20 protein-coding genes are annotated in these 18705 nt (G+C 36.2%); 10 read left to right on the top strand and 10 right to left on the bottom strand.

The features are described 5' to 3' along the window. Nucleotide 1: 1 nt before the first annotated feature. From MNY27_RS01285 to MNY27_RS01310, 6 genes are all read left to right on the top strand, one after another. Nucleotides 2-484 carry a DUF4149 domain-containing protein gene (locus MNY27_RS01285; RefSeq protein ID WP_152183844.1) on the top strand — a complete coding sequence of 161 codons (483 nt, stop codon included), beginning with the start codon at nucleotides 2-4 and terminating at the stop codon, nucleotides 482-484. Between the two features lie 332 nt (nucleotides 485-816). Beyond that, a complete protein-coding gene (locus tag MNY27_RS01290; protein ID WP_152183843.1) occupies nucleotides 817-1488 on the top strand; it encodes a nitrous oxide reductase accessory protein NosL in 672 nt (223 codons plus the stop codon). After that, on the top strand, nucleotides 1481-2656 hold the full coding sequence (locus tag MNY27_RS01295; protein WP_346391779.1) for an FtsX-like permease family protein: 1176 nt from the start codon (nucleotides 1481-1483) through the stop codon (nucleotides 2654-2656). The genes MNY27_RS01290 and MNY27_RS01295 overlap by 8 nt, the downstream gene beginning before the upstream one ends. Further along, nucleotides 2653-3309, top strand: coding sequence for an ABC transporter ATP-binding protein (locus MNY27_RS01300; RefSeq protein ID WP_152183841.1), 657 nt, complete (start codon nucleotides 2653-2655; stop codon nucleotides 3307-3309). Before MNY27_RS01295 ends, MNY27_RS01300 begins: the two co-directional genes overlap by 4 nt. Continuing rightward, on the top strand, nucleotides 3309-4268 hold the full coding sequence (locus tag MNY27_RS01305; RefSeq protein ID WP_152183840.1) for a hypothetical protein: 960 nt from the start codon (nucleotides 3309-3311) through the stop codon (nucleotides 4266-4268). Before MNY27_RS01300 ends, MNY27_RS01305 begins: the two co-directional genes overlap by 1 nt. A gap of 72 nt (nucleotides 4269-4340) precedes the next feature. Then, nucleotides 4341-5072, top strand: a complete 732-nt coding sequence (locus MNY27_RS01310) for a complement resistance protein TraT (RefSeq protein WP_346391780.1) — start codon at nucleotides 4341-4343, stop codon at nucleotides 5070-5072. Nucleotides 5073-5128: 56 nt separating this feature from the next. Here the strand turns inward: MNY27_RS01310 and MNY27_RS01315 are convergent, their stop codons facing one another. From MNY27_RS01315 to MNY27_RS01330, 4 genes are read right to left on the bottom strand one after another with little or no spacing between them, the layout of a single operon-like run. After that, nucleotides 5129-5434 carry a J domain-containing protein gene (locus tag MNY27_RS01315; RefSeq protein WP_246153821.1) on the bottom strand — a complete coding sequence of 102 codons (306 nt, stop codon included), beginning with the start codon at nucleotides 5432-5434 and terminating at the stop codon, nucleotides 5129-5131. A 2-nt stretch (nucleotides 5435-5436) separates the two neighbouring features. Continuing rightward, nucleotides 5437-6549, bottom strand: coding sequence for a cell division protein FtsZ (gene ftsZ, locus MNY27_RS01320; protein WP_152183838.1), 1113 nt, complete (start codon nucleotides 6547-6549; stop codon nucleotides 5437-5439). Between the two features lie 11 nt (nucleotides 6550-6560). Beyond that, nucleotides 6561-7919 (bottom strand): cell division protein FtsA, encoded by a 1359-nt coding sequence (gene ftsA, locus MNY27_RS01325; RefSeq protein WP_152183837.1) that lies wholly within the window; start codon nucleotides 7917-7919, stop codon nucleotides 6561-6563. A gap of 1 nt (nucleotide 7920) precedes the next feature. Then, complete coding sequence (locus MNY27_RS01330) at nucleotides 7921-9375, bottom strand: peptidylprolyl isomerase (protein ID WP_346391781.1); 1455 nt, start codon at nucleotides 9373-9375, stop codon at nucleotides 7921-7923. A gap of 106 nt (nucleotides 9376-9481) precedes the next feature. On the opposite strand from MNY27_RS01330, the gene MNY27_RS01335 reads away from it, so the two are divergent. Then, the gene (locus tag MNY27_RS01335) at nucleotides 9482-10777 is read left to right on the top strand and encodes an adenosylmethionine--8-amino-7-oxononanoate transaminase (RefSeq protein WP_152183835.1); all 1296 of its coding nucleotides are present in this window, start codon (nucleotides 9482-9484) and stop codon (nucleotides 10775-10777) included. Nucleotides 10778-10780: 3 nt separating this feature from the next. Here MNY27_RS01335 and MNY27_RS01340 read toward each other — a convergent pair whose 3' ends face one another. Continuing rightward, nucleotides 10781-11371, bottom strand: a complete 591-nt coding sequence (locus MNY27_RS01340; RefSeq protein ID WP_152183834.1) for a class II aldolase and adducin N-terminal domain-containing protein — start codon at nucleotides 11369-11371, stop codon at nucleotides 10781-10783. A gap of 6 nt (nucleotides 11372-11377) precedes the next feature. Next, nucleotides 11378-12502: a molecular chaperone DnaJ gene (gene dnaJ / locus MNY27_RS01345; RefSeq protein ID WP_152183833.1), complete on the bottom strand. Its 1125-nt coding sequence runs from the start codon at nucleotides 12500-12502 to the stop codon at nucleotides 11378-11380. Nucleotides 12503-12589: 87 nt separating this feature from the next. Here dnaJ and MNY27_RS01350 point away from each other — a divergent pair, with 87 nt between their 5' ends. The 3 genes from MNY27_RS01350 to MNY27_RS01360 are packed head-to-tail and all read left to right on the top strand — an operon-like array spanning nucleotide 12590 to nucleotide 15167. Then, nucleotides 12590-13696, top strand: a complete 1107-nt coding sequence (locus MNY27_RS01350) for an MltA domain-containing protein (protein ID WP_152183832.1) — start codon at nucleotides 12590-12592, stop codon at nucleotides 13694-13696. Further along, nucleotides 13689-14258, top strand: coding sequence for a recombination mediator RecR (recR, locus tag MNY27_RS01355; protein ID WP_152183831.1), 570 nt, complete (start codon nucleotides 13689-13691; stop codon nucleotides 14256-14258). The genes MNY27_RS01350 and recR overlap by 8 nt, the downstream gene beginning before the upstream one ends. After that, a complete protein-coding gene (locus MNY27_RS01360) occupies nucleotides 14259-15167 on the top strand; it encodes a phospholipase A (protein WP_152183830.1) in 909 nt (302 codons plus the stop codon). A 5-nt stretch (nucleotides 15168-15172) separates the two neighbouring features. On the opposite strand, the gene MNY27_RS01365 is transcribed toward MNY27_RS01360, so the two are convergent. From MNY27_RS01365 to MNY27_RS01380, 4 genes are all read right to left on the bottom strand, one after another. Next, nucleotides 15173-15964, bottom strand: coding sequence for a shikimate dehydrogenase (locus MNY27_RS01365; RefSeq protein ID WP_152183829.1), 792 nt, complete (start codon nucleotides 15962-15964; stop codon nucleotides 15173-15175). Continuing rightward, nucleotides 15961-17376 (bottom strand): anthranilate synthase component I family protein, encoded by a 1416-nt coding sequence (locus MNY27_RS01370; RefSeq protein WP_152183828.1) that lies wholly within the window; start codon nucleotides 17374-17376, stop codon nucleotides 15961-15963. Before MNY27_RS01370 ends, MNY27_RS01365 begins: the two co-directional genes overlap by 4 nt. A gap of 33 nt (nucleotides 17377-17409) precedes the next feature. Further along, complete coding sequence (locus tag MNY27_RS01375) at nucleotides 17410-18051, bottom strand: SPOR domain-containing protein (protein WP_152183827.1); 642 nt, start codon at nucleotides 18049-18051, stop codon at nucleotides 17410-17412. 103 nt (nucleotides 18052-18154) lie between these two features. Further along, nucleotides 18155-18697: a DUF1882 domain-containing protein gene (locus MNY27_RS01380; RefSeq protein WP_152183826.1), complete on the bottom strand. Its 543-nt coding sequence runs from the start codon at nucleotides 18695-18697 to the stop codon at nucleotides 18155-18157. Nucleotides 18698-18705 lie beyond the last annotated feature (8 nt).

Here is an 18705-nt window from a genome sequence, read left to right on the forward strand (position 1 = left end):
TATGTTAAAAAGAAATATTTATTTGGATTTTAGTTATCTACTTGTCATTGCTGCAAGTTTTGGTGCTGTTTTGGTACTTGGTGCCATTGTAGCGCCTGTTGTGTTTCACAGTGATAAAATTTTAGTAGGCATGCTGATAGACCATTATAATATGGGTATCATTATGGGTGAGATATTTCACAATTTTTCTTACTGGGTCTATTTTCTAGCAGGATATATCGCCTTTTATGAGGTCTATATGTATAAACGTGGACAGCGTGATGCCATTTTATTTGGAGCGGCTGTTACTGCTCTTTTTTCATCATTGATGTTTGCTGCTGTCTATGTACCTAAGATTTTAGCGATGCAGTCTATGGGGAAAGAAGCAACACAGAGTGATACATTTGCAAATATTCATATTGCCAGTGAGATAGACTTCAAATTTTTGGCTGTTGCGCTTCTTGTTCTTTTCATACGCAGATTGATGCTTCTACGCATTGATTAGTGCCTCCTTAACACTTTTTTAACTCTTTTTCGATATTATCTTAAGGGCACATCTAAAAGCCCTAACAATCCTCAGCATAAGAAAAAATTTCATAATCAAGGCAATCTTTTGAAGACCTAGCTGTAGCTAAGTTAAAAAAGATTAACGAAGAGTATGGACTTTTCTCTTATGCCCGTAGGGAGGGTAAAACAGAGCGAACTTGCAAAGAATTTTTCATCGCCGTAGCTTAGGCTATGGCTCAAAAAAAGTTCTTCACAACTTCATCTCTGTTTTATCTCTCTGAGGGTTGTTAGGGCTTTTAGATGTGCCCTAAATCATAGTAAGGTCGCATAATGTCGCTCTCTAAACTTCTGTTTCTCTTTTTTATTCTTATTACCAATCTTTTTGCGTATCCAAATTATTCAGATGCACTGAAATCTAAAAAGATATATCCAATGGGTAAAAAAATATTTCAAAAGAAATGTTCAAAGCTTAATGTAAATGCATTTAAAAGTTATGAGGCTCTCTTAGACTCTATAAAAGAGACAAAAGAGTGTGGAAATTTAAAAAGCAGTTATCAAGAAGCTTTGGCTCTTTACTTATGGGATGTACAAAGAGAAGCAAAAGTAGAGAGAAAATACCCTGATTTAAATGTTTCACAGAAAGAGAAATGCCCGATATGTGGTATGTTTTTATATAAGTATCCACGATGGGTCTCTATGATAGAGTATCAAGATGGTAAAAAACTCTACTTTGATGGTATGAAAGATCTCTTTACATACTACTTCAAGCATAAAGAGGGTATCAAAAACATTTATACACGAGCTTACTATACACAAGAGACCATTGATGCAGAAGATGCTTACTATGTCATAGGAAGTGATGTATATGGACCCATGGGGCATGAGTTGATAGGATTTAAAAATGAAAAAAGTGCAAAACAGTTTTTGTTCGATCATCGGGGCAAAACAATCGTTCGCTTTGATAATGTAACAGCTGCAATGGTGCATAAACTCGATGAATAAAATAAACTTCTATCTTTTAGAATACGCCTACAGTTATATTTTACGGCATAAAAACAAAAATATCTTTATTGTCACTGTATTTACGCTTTTAGTTGCACTGCTTGCCACGCTTTTTTTTGTGACAAGTTCTCTGCGTTATGAGCTAAAAGAGCGTATAGCAAATCAAAGTGATATCATCATACAAAACTACAAAGCCGGAATGCCTGCAGCTATAGATGTAAGTGTACTTGATAAGCTTTTAGAGATAGAGGGTGTTACAGCAGGAAAACTAGAAGTACAAGGAAAGTATTATTTCAGGCCCAAAGAGAGTACATTTTATCTGCTGGGCGTTGATGCTTTTGAGATGCAGGATGATCCTGTGGTCGCAAAGCTTTTAGAACAGTATGAGCTGAGTGACTCAGAAATGCTTGTGAGTAAAAATGTTCAAGATATCATGAACCAAGCCTATTATAAAGAGTACTTTAATTTTATAAAGCCTGATGGAAGCTTACATAAGGTCAGTATAAAAGCCAGTTTTGATGTAGGTGAGAGAGAGGAGTTAAAAAATCTCATCATAATGAGCAAAGATACGCTGCGAGAGATTTTTGGATATAGTGCAGATGAGGGAAGTGATATTGCTCTAAGTGTTGCAAATAAAAATGAGTTGGAGTTTATAAGCTCAAAGATTCGTCTGCTGCTACCAAATGCAAAAGTAACGTCCAAAGATGATCTACTGCTAGAGTATGAAAAGCTTTTTGACTATGACAGTGGTGTTTTTCTCTCACTCTTTGTTATAGCACTTTTTACATTTTTCATCATCATTTATGACAAAGCAAATGGACTCAGCAGTGAAGAAAAGCGTGAGATAGGGATATTAAAAGCGATAGGGTGGTGCGTAGAAGATGTACTGCACGCAAAATTCTATGAAGCTACACTGCTTTCATTTTTCTCTTTTACTCTAGGATTAGGTATCGCATTTGTTTATGTTTTTGTATTCAAAGCGCCACTGCTTGGTGCAATATTTACCCATGAAAATATGCTTGAGATTCATAACTTTCAATTAAATATACATATTGAATTATCATATATTCTACTTATATTTCTACTCTCTGTACCTGTTTATATCGCAGCAACACTGATTCCTTCATGGAGAGTTGCAACACTCGATGCTGATGAGGTCATGCGATGATAAAGTTAAAAAATGTTTCAAAAATCTATGGCAAAAATATCAAAGCACTGCAAGATATCTCATTGGAGTTTGGTGAGGGTGAGCTTATTGTCTTAAAAGGGGTAAGTGGAAGTGGAAAGAGTACCATTTTATCTTTGATTGCTGGGCTCTCAAAACCAACAATGGGTGAAGTGATCGTTGATGGTAAGAAGATATCAAAACTACCGGACCATTTTGCAGCTTCATACAGACGGGACAATATCGGTATCGTATTTCAAAAGTATAATCTTATTCCTGAATTAAGTGTAGAAGAGAATGTACTTTTGCCACTTTTTCCTCTCAATTTACCACGTGAGCTTATGCGTCAAAAAGCAAAGAGAGTTTTAGAGATGTTTTCTATAGCACATAAATCATCTTTGATGGTTAGAAATCTCTCAGGCGGAGAACAGCAACGTGTTGCAATTGCCAGAGCAAACATTAATGACCCAAAAATCATTTTAGCAGATGAACCAACAGCTAATCTTGATGAAAAACTCTCCTGTGAGTTTATAGAGATACTGCGTGAGCTAAAGTCAAAAAATCGAACAATTGTCGTTGCAACACATGATCCGCTCTTTTTTGAGCTTGATTTTGTTGACAGAGTCATTAATCTTGAACATGGAAAGTTACTCTGATGTTTTTAACACCTGAGATAATTACGTTGAGTGTTTTAAATCTTCTTTTTGTCATTTTTGCGACAATAGCGTTCATTAACTCTCTAAAAATTGTTTTGAAGTATGATGCAAATGCAACAACTTCCTATCAGTACGCTTTGGAAAAAAAGAGCTATCTCTCTGCAACTATCATCAAGTTTATATTTTATGTAAAGATTCCGCTTTTTATCTTTTTTGTCTATACCCTGGATGATATCTCAAATATCCTTCCTGGAGCAATGTGTGCTGCCGGTGTTGTCAGTGCTACAAGCTATGGAACACCGCTACTGTTTTTAAAGATACTCAACCTTTATGTTTTTGCCTTTTGGATAGTACTCAATGATGAGGATATAAAGTATGAACATCAACCTTATCTCAAGCAGAAGTTTTTGCTTTTTTGTGTTGCCTATTTTCTTCTTATATCTGAGATAGTTTTAGAGAGTTTTATGTTCAATGCTATGGACATAAGCAGTGTAGTGGATTGTTGTGGGGCAATTTTCTCCACCACTTCGGCAACATACTTAGCAGAGATACTGAGTGCATCACCGAGAGTTTTACTGACAGTTTTTTATGGACTCTTTGCCCTTTTAGTACTTTTGTATTTACTGAAAAACAGATATATCTATGCTGTTGTAAATATTTTGTTCTTACTTATTGCATTGATAACACTTATTGCATTTTTTGGTACATACATTTATGAACAACCGACACACCACTGTCCATTTTGTATTTTACAGAGTGATTACAACTATATAGGATATTTTTTATACATAGTGCTTTTTGTTGGAACATTTTTTGGTTTTGTCATTGGTATCATAGATTTTAAAGCTGAAGAGTTACGAAAGCATTTTAATATTTCACTTTTTTACAATACAGTTTATGTAATGACTGTTAGCTATTATCCACTGGCATATTATTTGAAAAATGGGGTATGGCTGTAGAAATAATACAATTCAGTTCTTTTTAATATATATATATAATTTTTTCTAAATTTTAATTAGGAGTATGAAAATATGTTAAGAAAAGGGATTGTTACAGTTTCATTAGTAGCATTAATGAGTATGGGATTTAGTGGATGTAGTGCTATGCATACAGCAATCAAAAAAAGAAATTTAGATGTTCAAACAAAAATGTCGGATACAATATTTTTAGAACCTGTGAGTCCAGATAAAAAAATTATTTATTTTAATATCAGAAACACATCAGATAAAGAAGTACATGTTAAGGATGCAATTGTAAATGAGCTTAAAGCAAAAGGGTATAAAATAACGAATGATCCTGCAAAAGCTACATATATGCTTCAAGGTAATATTTTAAAGGTTAGTAAGACTGATAAAAGGGAAGCTCAGGGACTTATGGGATCTGGTTATGGGGCAGCTGTTACTGGTGCTTTAGCTGGTGGTACAGCAGCGTATGCAATGAATGCAGGTGGTAGAGGAACTGCTGGAGTAGCACTTGGCTTTTTAGGAGATGCCCTTGTTGATGACACTTTTTATGTAATGGTAACAGATTTGCAAATTCGTGAAAGACCATTAGAGGGAGAGATTGTTACACAAACACAACAAGCTTCTTTAGCTCAAGGAAGCTCAACAAAGGTACAACAAGATATCAAAGGCGGTAAAGTTAAATGGAAAACATACCGAACTCGTATTATTTCTACAGCAGAAAAGGTGAATTTAGATTTTTCAGAGGCTGAACCAGTGCTTGAAAAAGCATTAGCACGTTCAATCGCAGGAACATTTTAATTATTTAATATTACAAAGAGTTTTAAGATACTCTTTGTAATTTTTTTCTTCATTTATTAAATCATATTTTTTTTATTACCAAATCTGTCTTTCATCCAATCTGAGGGTGACTGGTATTTTGCTTTTATACTCTCTTCATCAAAAGGGTATTCATAGTGGCTTGTGTACTCAAGGATGGTTTTGTAGGCTTCATTGATTTTAACACTCATCTTTGTAGCTTTTTCAATATTATCCTTATGCTTATCAGGATGCCATTTTTTCATAAGGTTTTTGTATTTGTTTTTAATCTCTTTAAGGGAGGATTTCTCACGCAGGCCAAGGAGTGATTTGGCCTTCATGATCTTTTCAAAAGAAGCAGACAAGGTTAATCTTGTTGTTGTCTCATATATGCAGGAATGTCAAGATAGTCACTATCTAAGTCACCACCAACTACAAGGCGAGGACGGATTTTTTCAACTTTTGGAGCTGGGTTTTCTGCTACAAAATCTTCATTGTTTGCCAGATCTTTTTCAAAACCTGTCGCAACAATTGTGATTTTTACGTAATTCTCATTCAGTGTAGCATCAGTAGATGTTCCCCAGATAACTTCAGCATCATCATGTGCACTCTCATGAACTACTTCCATAGCTTCTGCGAGTTCCATCATGGGAAAGTCAGGGTGCATACTAAAGTGTACAAGTACACCCATTGCGCCATTGATGGACATATTGTCAAGGAGTGGTGATTCAATAGCCGCTTTGATTGCTTCATAAGCAGCATTTTCACCCTCATGCTCACCAACGCCCATAAGTGCCATACCTTTATGGCTCATTACAGTTTGCAGGTCGGCAAAGTCAAGGTTGATGTCATTTTCACCGCTTGAGAGAATTACACCGGAAGTTCCACTTACTGCTTGCGCTAAAACAGAGTCAACGATTTTAAAGCTCTCTTTGAGTCCCAGTTTTCTGTCAATAATTGAAAGGAGTTTGTCATTTGGAATAACAACAATAGAATCACTCTCTTTTTTAAGCTCCTCTAAACCGCTCTCAGCAAGTTTAAGACGTTTACGCCCTTCAAACATAAAAGGTTTTGTAACGATGGAGATTGTAAGCGCACCAACCTCTTTGGCAATTTGAGCAACAACAGGAGCAGCCCCTGTTCCAGTTCCACCACCAAGACCGGCAGAGATAAAGACAATATCAGCACCTTCAAGAGCTGAGCGAATATCATCATAGTTTTCCAATGCAGAATCTTTACCAATGTTTGGTTTCATTCCAGCACCTAGCCCTTTTGTAAGCTTTGCACCGATTTGTATCTTTGTTGCAGCATTTGTTTCGCTTAACACCTGTGCATCAGTATTGATAAGCATCATCTCAATGCCACTGACACCTTCGTTAATCATATGTCCAATCATATTACCACCGCCGCCACCGACGCCTACAGCTATGATTCGTGCTCCACTTGGGTTATGTGTCTCTTCAATTACAAACGGTTCCATATTTCACTCCTTTAAAATAACTGGGTTGCCCAATTCCAAAATTTGCTTAAGCTTCCTGCTTCATCACTTTTTTTACTCTGTGCTTCTTCAAGATTGATCATTTTTGCTTCTTTCTCCTCTTTTACGAGAGGAGTAGTAAGGTTTTCTGTTGTGTCAGAAAGATCTACAGTTGTACTTTGTGTCGGTGTTTCATTTGTATGACGTACACGTTTGTTTACATCAATCTCATATGGTGTATACGGATATGCAGCATACATAATCAAACCAATTGCACTTGCATATTCAGGTTCTCTGAGTGTATCAAAGAGTCCATCCATCTCACGCGGCTTTGCAAGACGTACTGGCATAGATCCAAAGGTCGCAATTGCCAAGTCACGGATGCCTTCCATTTTTGAAAAGCCACCGGTGAGAACAACTCCTGCACCAATTTGATCTTTTAAACCACTCTTTTCAATAAACTGTGCAAGTATCATCAATGTCTCTTCCACTCTTGCAAAGATAACATTATGAACAACTTCCAAAGAGACTTCGTGTGTTGTCTCTTCATCACCGATTACAGGCAGTTCAATCAAGTCATTACTTGGAGTAAGGAGTGAGCCGTATGTCAGTTTTACTTTATCCGCAACATTGAGTGGTGTATGCAGTGCCATTGAAAGGTCACTTGTGACATGGTTGGAACCAACACCAAGATACTCATTGTATCTAATGGAGTTTCCAGAGTATATTGCAATATTGCTAGTATTACCACCCATGTCAATAACCGCAGCACCAAGTTCGCGTTCATCTTCATTAAGTGTTGCAATAGCTGATGCATACGAGTTAAGCACTATGTTTTCTACTTCTACTCCTGCACCTTTGACAGCTTTTTTGAGATTGTTAAGATTTGATTTTTGTGTTGTAATGATATGTGTTTCAACTTCTAAACGAGAAGCATTCATTCCAAGTGGGTCTTCGATATAGTCCTGATCATCTACTTTGAAGTTAAATGGCAGAGCATGAAGTACTTCATACTCATTTGGAATATTTGCATTATAAAGAGATGTATGCATAACACGTTTGATCTCTTCAAAAGATATCTCTTTTGATTGGATATTTACAATGCCGTTAGAGTTTAGACTTTTTGTATAGGCTCCCGAAATTGATACGATTGCACTCGTAACATTTGCACCGGAAACTCTTTTTGCATCTTCAACAGCTGTTTTAATACTGCGAGAGGCAAGTTCAATATTTGTGATACTTCCTTTTTTGAGGCCTTGTGCTTTTGTTGTTCCAGCTCCTGTAATGGAGATAGTGTTATCGTTAGCAATCTCAGCGATAACAGCACAAATTTTTGTTGAGCCAATGTCAATGGCTAAAACAGTTCTACTCAATTTAGAGTCCTTGGATAAATATCTCAGTTTGGTACTTGTTTTGGAGGGTTTTTAGAAGACCTTCACTAAACATTGTACTTTTTAATCGAGTGATAACATCACTTTGATTACTATTTTTGTTATTAAGCAGTTTTTGTTCCAAAATGTTGTATAAAACAACTTTTTCATCTTTTAATGTTATAAAAGCTCTTTTTTTATCAGAAGTAAAAAGCTTCTGAAGAAACTCTGCTGTCTCTGCTTTTGAAAGACCATTCATCGCATCTAATGAACTAACAGTGATAAAATCGGTAGTTTTTCCTTTAAATGTAGCTAATGAGTTGTTTGCTAACTCAAAGAGCTTCTCTTTTCTTTTTTGTTTTAGATAGAGTGGTAAAACTTCCGTACGTGCAGCTTCAAAAGATTTTGGCATTGCAGGGTTTGTTTTAACTAACTCGATTATATAATAAGTATCGTTAACAAGAACAGGTTTTGCATACGGTTTTGTAGCAGAAAGAGACTTTATCTTCTCAAGTACCTCTGTTCCTAGAGGGTTATTGGATGCTGAAACTGTCAGTGTCTCTTTCTGTATCGATGAATCAAGCTTTCCTTTTTTGAAAGCGATGTATGTTCTGAGCGCTGTATCTTTAGATGCTTTTGTATTTAACTCTTTTATTACTGCCTCTTTTGCTTCTTTGAGTGGAAGTATCTTACCTTCGCTGTCTTTAAAGTGTGTTCTGTTGGCTTGGTAGTATTTTGTAATGGCAGCTTCATCGTACTCTTTTACTACAGGAGACTGTTTGACAAAGTTGATCTCATAACTTACATCTGTCATAAAGTTGTTTTTCATACTCTCCCAGAATGCTTTGAGTTTTGCATCTGATGTATCAACACTGATCATTGATTCTGAAAGTATTTTATATTCAATCTTATCTGCAATGTTCAACAGTGTATCTAAGATTTTTGCTTCATTTTTTGAAGTTTTTACAGGAAGAAGGGCAAGAGTTTTTTGTAAAAGCAGTTCTCTTCTAAGTCCTGTTTCATACTCTTTTGGAGTCATTCTGTTTTGTGAAAGAACCTGTTTGTATGTATCTTTGTCAAAAGCACCGTTTTTATAAAAAACCTTTTGCGATTTTATAACTTTGAAAAGTTCCAGGTCACTGACCATTAGGTCATACGACTGCGCAAGATTAAGAAGATACGCTTGTTGGATGAGTTGTTGTAAAGCCTGTTTCTGTAAGCCAAACTGTTTCGCTTTTTCTTCATCAAAATTACCTTGCATCATCTGGTTATATTGCTGATAGAGACGAGAGTAGGTTTTTTGCAGTTCGCTCATAGATATCTCAACATCACCGACTTTTGCAACAGCACTTGCTTTGTCTCCATATTTATATTGTCCCCAACCGACAAAACCAGCACCGATAAAAGCGATAGTTGAAATCCAAATGGTTATAATAAGCCATTTCTTATGTCTTTGCATCCATGTAATCATAATAGTAAAAAACCTTCTTCATCAAATTTATGTAATTCTATGTAAATTCGCCTTTAAACTTGATAAAGAGGAGAGAGAAAGATATAATTTTGTTATGAAAAATGAAGAATTAAAAAACAGAGACTTGGATGTCCTTTGGCACCCCTGTACACAGATGAAAGATCATGAGAGATTGCCGCTAATACCGATAAAGAAAGCCCATGGAGTCTATCTGGAAGATTTTGAAGGAAATCGTTATATTGATGCTATAAGCTCATGGTGGGTAAATATGTTTGGACATACTAACAGTTATATAAACGAAAAGATAAAAAAGCAGTTAGATACATTAGAACATGTTATACTCGCAGGGTTTACTCATGAACAGGTTGTGAGGCTTTCTGAGCGTCTTGTAAAACTAACACCTAATGGTTTAGATAAATGTTTTTACTCAGATAACGGCTCATCTGCAGTTGAAGTTGCACTTAAGATGAGTTATCACGCTCATTTGAACTCAGGAGAGAAAAAACCACTCTTTGTTTCACTAACGAATTCATATCACGGAGAGACAATAGGAGCTCTCAGTGTCGGTGATGTAGAACTTTACAAAGATACCTATGAACCACTTCTTATGAAGACTGTTCAAACTCCCGTACCACAAGATATGAGCAAAGAAAGTGCTATAACAGCAGCCCAGGAGTTTGAGCTACTTTGTCAACAAAGAGCCGATGAGATAAGTGCTATTATTGTTGAGCCTTTGATCCAAGGGGCAGGGTATATGCATATGTATCATCCTCACTTTTTAGTTTTACTGCGTGAGATATGTGACAGATTCAATGTACATCTTATCGCGGATGAGGTAATGGTTGGTTTTGGTCGTACCGGAGAGCTTTTTGCTTGTCAAAAGGCTGGAATCTCACCTGACTTTTTAGTTCTTTCAAAAGGACTTACCGGCGGATATCTCCCACTCTCTGTAGTGCTTACTTCTAACGATGTTTATGCAAAGTTCTATTGTGACTATAATGAGCATAAAGCGTTTTTACACTCACACTCTTATACCGGTAATGCTTTGGCATGTTCTGCTGCAAATGCAACTTTGGATATCTTTGAAAATGAAAATATTATTGAGAAAAACAGAGAAAAAGCAGCTTTGATGGCAAAAGAGCTTGAAAGATTTAAAAGCTTGCAAAATGTGGCAGAAGTACGTCAAACCGGTATGGTTTGTGCAGTTGAGCTCAAAGGGTACACAGCAGAAGAACGCATAGGGCTAAAAGTGTACGAGTATGGGCTTAATAATGGAGTACTTTTACGTCCGCTTGGACATATCGTCTATTTTATGCCGCCGTATATTATTAGTGAAGAAGAGATAAAGAAGATGATGGATGTGGCTTATAAAGCGATTGAAGCACTTTAAAAATTAGTCGAACTCACAATTGGCTGCATCATTGTCAAGCATTAAAAGTCTGCAGCTTTTCTCCAAGATGGCTAACTGTTTGGCCATCTCATGCATATCTCTGCTGTAGGCATAAACACCGTATCCGCGAATTACCATGATGTTTGTTTTATTTGTCTGAAAATAGTAGGCTATCTCACTCTGTGCTCTCTCATACCAATCTTCAAACTGTTTTGGGTCAAAAATTTCAATGGAGCCAATCTCTTTATGCCCAAAATAATCCTTAGGAACGATGATGTTGTGGTTAAGTGAATAAGCAGTTGTAAATTGCGGCATAGAGAAGCAGACAAATTTTGCTTCTGATATCTGTGAGTAGATAGAGTGGTGGATACTTGCATCGATACTTGCTTGCTTCCATCTATAATCTTTTTTAAAGTAGAGTTCAATCAGTGAATTGTTATCAATTGCATCAAAGACAGCTTCTTTTGTGTTGATAAGAAAACGGCTTGACTCAGTTTTTGCTGAGAGCGAACCGTGATATATTCCAAAAAAGTCTTTTCGAAACATAGAAAGAGCTAATGATGATAGCTTGTCTTTAAGATGCTGTTTATTCATAATATTTTATTTAAACCAACTTTTCATTTTATCTATAGCAGAGTCAAGCAGACTCTCATGCGGTTTTGACTCAATACCGAAGGACTCTTGGAGTTGATTTAGCAACTCTAATTGCTCATCACTCAGTTTTTTAGGATACTGGATGTTGATGATAGCAATTAAGTCACCTTTTCCATGTCCATGAACATTATCGATACCTTCACCTCTAAAAGTATAGCGTTGTTTGTCTTTTGTTCCAATATCAAGCTTTAATTCAAGCTCACCTGTAAGTGACGGAATTGTTAAAGTATCGCCCTTTACAGCCTGTGTAAAGAATACCGGAATTTCAATATAGACATCATTGTCGTTTCTTATAAAGTGTTTGTCCGGTTTGACCTCAAATGTGATGTAGAGATCACCTCTATTACCGTTTTTACCAATGTTACCTTTACCAGAGACTCTAAGACGATTTCCAGAATCAATCCCTTTTGGAACGGTGATAGTGATCTTCTCACGTACCTCTTCATAACCACTACCGCGACATACTTTACACTTCTGGGCTGCAGAGGAACCTGTTCCGTGACATACTGGACATGTTTGAGAGAAGGTCATAAAGCCTTGCTTCATATAAACCTGACCTTGTCCTTTACATTGTGGACAGGTAGAGAGCTTACCATCTTTGGCACCTGTACCTTTACAAGCTTCACATGCTTTTTTATATGTGTACTCTATCTCTTTTTCACAACCAAAGATAGCCTCTTGGAAGCTGATGTACATATCGACGTTCATATCAAGTGGATATTTGTCCATATCTGCCGGATTTTGACGTCTTCTGCCACCGCCTCCAAAACCACTGAACATCTCTTCAAAGATAGCTCCTAAGTCATCAAATCCTGCGTGAGAAGCACCATGGCCTCCACCCATACCTTGGAGACCTTCTTTACCATATCTGTCATAGATACTTCTTTGCTGGTCATCACTAAGGCACTGATAGGCCTCATTACAGAGCTTGAATTTATGTTCAGCTTCTTTGTCTCCCGGATTTTTATCGGGATGGTATTTTTTTGCCATTTTTCTATAAGCTTTTTTGATTGTTGCCTTATCTGCGTCACGTGATACTTCTAAAATCTCATAATAGCTTAACTCTTCCATTTATAATCCTATATTTGTTTAAAATTTTTGTGAAATTATACCCATTTTGTAATTTAAAATAAATACTTTGATGATATAATCTCACTCATGAAAATAGTAATCATCACTTTATTCTTTTTTCTCTTTTTTGTATCCTGCTCAAAAGAGCCAAAAGTGCATCTTAAAGAGCTGTCAAATACAGAATTGCGAAAAACGACGTTTGAATCTCTACCTGATTTTCATAAAGAGAATTTTGATGAGGTGCTACAGCTGTTTGTAAAAAATTGTCAAACTAAAAAAGTTTTTGATATCTATACAGATTTATGTAATAAAGCACAAGAAACACAAAACGCTCAAGAATTCATTACAGCAAACTTCCAACCTTTTCTTATTTTAAATAACAAAGAAGATAATCAAGGAACACTTACAGGCTACTATGAAGCCGAAATTCACGCCTCTTATGAACAAACAGAACGTTACAGATACCCAGTATATGCGACACCGAAAGATTTAGTTACTATTGATTTGGCAAGAATATATCCTGAACTTAAACACTACAGACTGCGTGGTCGTTTGGTAGGGAATAAACTTGTGCCTTACTACGCTCGAGGAGAGGTGGCTTATAATGATTTGAATGCATCAGTAATCTGTTATTGCGATTCTTTGATAGATAAGTTTTTTTTAGAAGTACAGGGATCAGGAATCGCAAAATTTGATGATAACAGTTCTATCTATTTAGGATACGATAATCAAAATGGGCATAGATACCGATCTATCGGTAAATATCTTGTAAAAAGAGGTAATCTGACACTCGAAGAAGTTTCACTTCAAAGCATAAAAAAATGGTTACAAGAACATCCGCAAGAACTTGATGAAGTACTCAATTACAACAACTCAATGGTCTTTTTTTCAAAAAGAGAGCAGGGTGCTACAGGAGCTTTAGGTGTAGAATTGACACCGATGCGCTCTATTGCAGTGGATAAAAGGTATATTTTGTTAGGAAATATGTTATACTTGAGCGCAAATTTACAAGAGAAGAAAATCAACAGAATTGTATTCGCACAAGATACGGGTGGTGCAATCAAAGGAAGCGTAAGAGCTGATTTGTTTGTAGGAAGTGGTGATGAAGCACTCCAACTTGCAGGCAGGCTCAATGCACCCTTAAAGCTTTGGTTGCTCGTTCCTAAAGAGAAAGCAGTAGATAGAGATGAATAATTCATTAGAAAAATTCAACAGGCTTGTTGATGCATTGCAAGAGTTACCTACGATTGGTAAAAAATCTGCTACAAGACTTGCCTATTTTATGATTATGAACAATACATATGTCGGTTTGAAAATATCTCACGCAATAGAGGATGCGATAGGGAGTTTGAAAAAGTGTCGTATGTGCGGTGGTATGAGTGAAGATGAACTCTGTCATATATGCTCTGACGAGACACGTGATACTACACTTTTATGTATTGTTGAAAATGCAAAAGATATACTACTTTTAGAAGAGAACGGCTTGTTTGACGGAAAATATTTTGTCCTGGATTCACTAGAAGAGCTCTCTATATCACATCTTGAAAATATAGTAAAAAATGGCATAGAAGAGATACTTTTTGCCCTGACTCCTTCCATTGCAAATGATGCTGTTATTCTTTATATTGAGGATAAATTGAGCGCTTATCATGTGAATTTTTCTAAAATTGCTCAAGGTGTGCCTACAGGAGTAAGCTTGGAAAATATTGACTTGCTCTCGTTGACACGAGCCTTGGAAGACAGAGTGAGGGTATAAATGAAGTTTTTTATAAGTATATTATTGATTGCACTCTCTTTATCAGCGGTAGAAGTGTGTGATAAACCTGCACCGATTGATGCAACAAAAAGTAAAATAAATATAGAAAATATTAAAAATGACCGTTCAAAAGAGAGTATGCAAAATTGGCTAGATGATGTTTTTGGTCTGCAACCATATAAGGCAAATTATATCTTACCTTTTGCGATTGCAAACCGGCCATATACTTCACATCTGCCAAATGTCATTAACTATGATAAAAAAGAGGCAGAGATTCAGGTGAGTTTGAAACTACAAATTGCATACAATCTTTTTGGTTTGAATGAAAAATACTATCTCGCATATACGCAACATGCATTTTGGCAGATTTATATTGAATCTTCGCCTTTTAGAGAGAGTTTATACAATCCAGAGGGCTTTGTAGTCTTCCCTATTAGTGATAAAAAGTCGATGTTTCATATGCGCTCACTTAAAGTAGCTATTGCGCATAAATCTAATGGACAGCCAAATACTGAAAATATTCCAGAGTTTAATAGATTCAATCTTTCCAAAAGTATTAACTACCTTTATGGAACTCTACGTCTACAGCATAGTACCTTAATTACCGACTTAACACTATTGTATCCTTTTCCTGGTAGCTCAAACTTAAGTGATAACCCGGATCTAATGAAGTATTTGGGATATACACAAGTAAAATTTACTTATTTCTATAATGAAAGCATGTTTAGTCTTATGGTTCGTGGTAATATTGAAAGTATGCGAGGAGCTATGGAAGCAACATATTCATATCCGTTACGAAAAGATAAATCATATCTTTACATGAAGCTTTTTAGTGGTTATGTTGAATCTCTGATTGATTATAATAAAAATATTACAAAGTTTGCTATAGGTTTTTCTTTCTCACGCTAGAAGTTTTAAAGCAGAAAGCTTTTTTGCATTGATGCTTTTATCTGCTCTTTTTTAAGTTTACCCTGAACAAAAAGTTCGTTGGCAAGGACTCCTTGTCCTAGAAGCATATCCGCACCATCTTTGTATGGAAGATTCTTCTCTTTCGCAAGTGCCAAAAAAGGAGTGAGTTTCCCATAAATGGCATCTGCTGCGTAGCGAGTAGCATCTAAAACAGATGTAACTAGCTCTTTTGGAGCAGGAAGTTCTGTATCATTCAGTCCTGCACTTGTCGTATTTACAACTAAATCATAGGATGAGAGTTGAAAATCATCCCATGTGAATGTTTTACAGCCAACTGTTTTAAAGAACTCAAGACGTCCAGCACTTCTGTTTAAAACACTTACTTGCATATTTTCTTCTAAAAACTTTGCTGCTAATGCTTTTGCAGTACCGCCTGCACCAAGAATGAGTACACTTTTGACATTCTCAAACTCTAGGATAGCGTATAAAAAGCCATCAGCATCAGTATTGTAGCCGATGAGCTTTCCATTTTCTTCTACAATAGTATTGACAACACCAACTTTGTTTGCAAAACCACGTATCTCATCACAGGCTGCAAAGGCTGCTTCTTTATGTGGGACTGTTATATTTGCACCACTCAGTTTTAAATTAAAAAAAGTCTCGCGCAGAGTTGAACCATCTTCAAGATGTGTACGTGTATAGCAAGCCGGATAGCCAAGGTGTTTAAATACACTGTTGTGCATCAATGGAGAACGAGAGTGTGATACGGGATTTCCAAAAATTGTAAAAAGTTTCATGAGTCTTTTGGATCAAGATCTTCTAAAGAGTGAATAAGTGCACCAAGTTTATTTTTCACTTCCAAGTACTCTAACTCATTAATACTGTCCGCAACTACACCGGCACCAGCTTGAAGTACTACCTTCTCTTTTGTGACAAGAGCCGTTCTGATGGTAATAGCACTATCCATATTTCCATCAAATCCAAAGTAACCGATACTTCCACTGTAAAAACCACGCTTGAGACCTTCATACTCAGCGATGAGTTCCATTGCACGGATTTTTGGAGCACCGGTCATTGTTCCAGCTGTAAAAGTTGCCATAAACAGATCAAACATATCTTTATCATCCCGAAGTTCGGCAACAACATCGGAAACGATGTGCATCACATGGGAAAAACGCTCTATATGCATCATATCTTCTACTTTGACAGTTCCTGTCTTTGCAACACGACCGACATCATTACGTCCTAAATCAATTAGCATCAAATGCTCTGCCAACTCTTTTGGATCATTAAGAAGCTCAGCTTCGAGCTCTTTATCTCGCTCTTTTGTTTTACCGCGTTTTCTTGTTCCTGCAATCGGTCGTAATAACAGCTCACCATCAGTCAGACGAACCATAACCTCTGGAGAAGAGCCAACGATGCTAAAATCTTCATACTCCATTAAAAACATATATGGTGAAGGGTTTTTAGCACGGAGGATTCTATAAAAAGAGAATGGGTCTACCTTGATATGACGGGTGAAGCGGTTTGTCATAAGAATCTGAAAAACATCACCGCTTTTTATCATCTCTTTTGATTTATCTATCATCTCAAAGAACTTCTCTTTAGAGTGAGCATAACTGCCTTTATCATTACCGATATTATAAACTCTGTGTTTATAAGTATAGGTACCTTTGAGATCTGCTTCAATGTTTTCAAACTTCTCTGCATACTCTTTAAGTGTAGAGATAAGTGTGATTTTATGATTTTTATGCGAATAAACCAAAACAAGTTTAGGCAATATCAGGTCTAAATCAGGAGTATGCAGTTCATCGACTAAGTGGTCCATACTGGAACCCAGTTTTGGTTCAAAGACTTTTACCATATCATAACCGATAAAACCGATAAAGCCATCTACATAACCGACACCAAGCTCTTTTGTAGCTTGCTTATAGATAGTTGTATCTATCTTTTTATAGTACTTTTTTAAAAAAGTAAACGGATTCTCTTCTTTTGTATGTTGTACGCCTTCTATGTCAGTATAGACTGTTTTATCATCGATATATTGTAAACGTTCTCTAGCGCCAATACAGATGAAAGAGTAGTTGCCCTCACTTCCACCGGCGCTTTCAAAAAGATAAGATATTTCATCCGAAAACATCTCACGTATTTTTGAGTAGACCGCTATCGGTGCTAACTGGTCAAGCGTAAATTGTTTTGAGTGTATCAAAGTCTGCCTTGAAAAATATTTGTTAATAAATTATTATAGTTTTACTAAGAATGCACCCGGTTCAACTTTAGCACGAAGAACTCTTTTGGCATTGTTAGCTTCTTTTCTTGTATTAAACGGTCCAACAAGAACCTTATTAAGATTACCAACCTTATGGTATCTATAGTTAAAACCTAGATTTTTGATAGATCTTAAGAATTTTTTATTTGGTTCATATCTTGAGAAAGAACCAACTTGAATATAATACTTGATACCTGTTGTTGCTGTTTGTGCAACTTTTTTCGTTGTTGTTTTTACTGGTTTATTCACCGTTTTCGTAGCATCAGGAGCTTTTTTGACAGGAGCAGTAGCTGCTTCTGTTTGACTCTCTTCTTTGAGTTTTTGCGCGATTTTATCAAGATCGGCATCAGTCGAAGAGTCATCCTCGATTACTTGCACTTCTTCAAAAAGTGGTTCTTCTTGAACATTCTCCTGAACAGTTTCTTTTTGTGGTTTTGGTGGTAAAACTGCTTGAGGTAAGTTGTCAGTTGAGCCTGAGTTCATAGAGCTCATAAGCATTAAGACAATAATTAAAACTACACCTAATGTTGCTATTGCCAGTATAATTTTTTTATTAGAACCTGACGCATTTCCTTTATTAAGTACAATATCACTCAGTTCGTTTTTATCATCCATAATCTTACCTCTTGTTAAATCTCTTGTTTATAATACCAAAAATAGGCTAAAGAAACAAGCCAGATAATTTTCTTTAGAAATCAGATTATTTTCTAAAGAAACACTACATGTGTTTTGACCAAGAAGCACCACGCTCTTTGGCATAGACATCATACGGTAAAACAAGAATATTATACTCATCCGGCATATCATTGTTTGGAAACATTCTCCACTGTTTTGGTTGTTTGGCTGCCAGTTTCATACTGAGCATTTTTCCAAGCTGTATAGCCTCTTGAAGTGTTGTATGACCTTTGTGAATGTAAACGTGTAAATGGCCTTCTGTCTTACTCTTATACGCTGTAAAGTTTATAAAACCTTCTTCACGGAGAAGAAGTTGTGTCTTGTGGTAGAACCGTTCAGGGTCACGACCATTATAATCGATAACGATATTTTCTACTTTATTCATTTTATTGACCAATGAATGTGCAACTGTTATCTCACCTTTGAGGTGTTGGTTGATAACCGATTGGGTAAGTGGAGCATTGACTCTTTCAAACTTGTTATAAAAAGTACGCCCTTTAAATGAGATTTTATCTACTACTGTATCACGTTTGATCCAGTAGTGGTCACTTACCATTTTAATGAGTTTTAAGTCCATTGAAGTCATAAAGTTAT

This window comes from Sulfurimonas sp. NWX79 (assembly GCF_039667035.1).
GTDB lineage: Bacteria > Campylobacterota > Campylobacteria > Campylobacterales > Sulfurimonadaceae > Sulfurimonas > Sulfurimonas indica.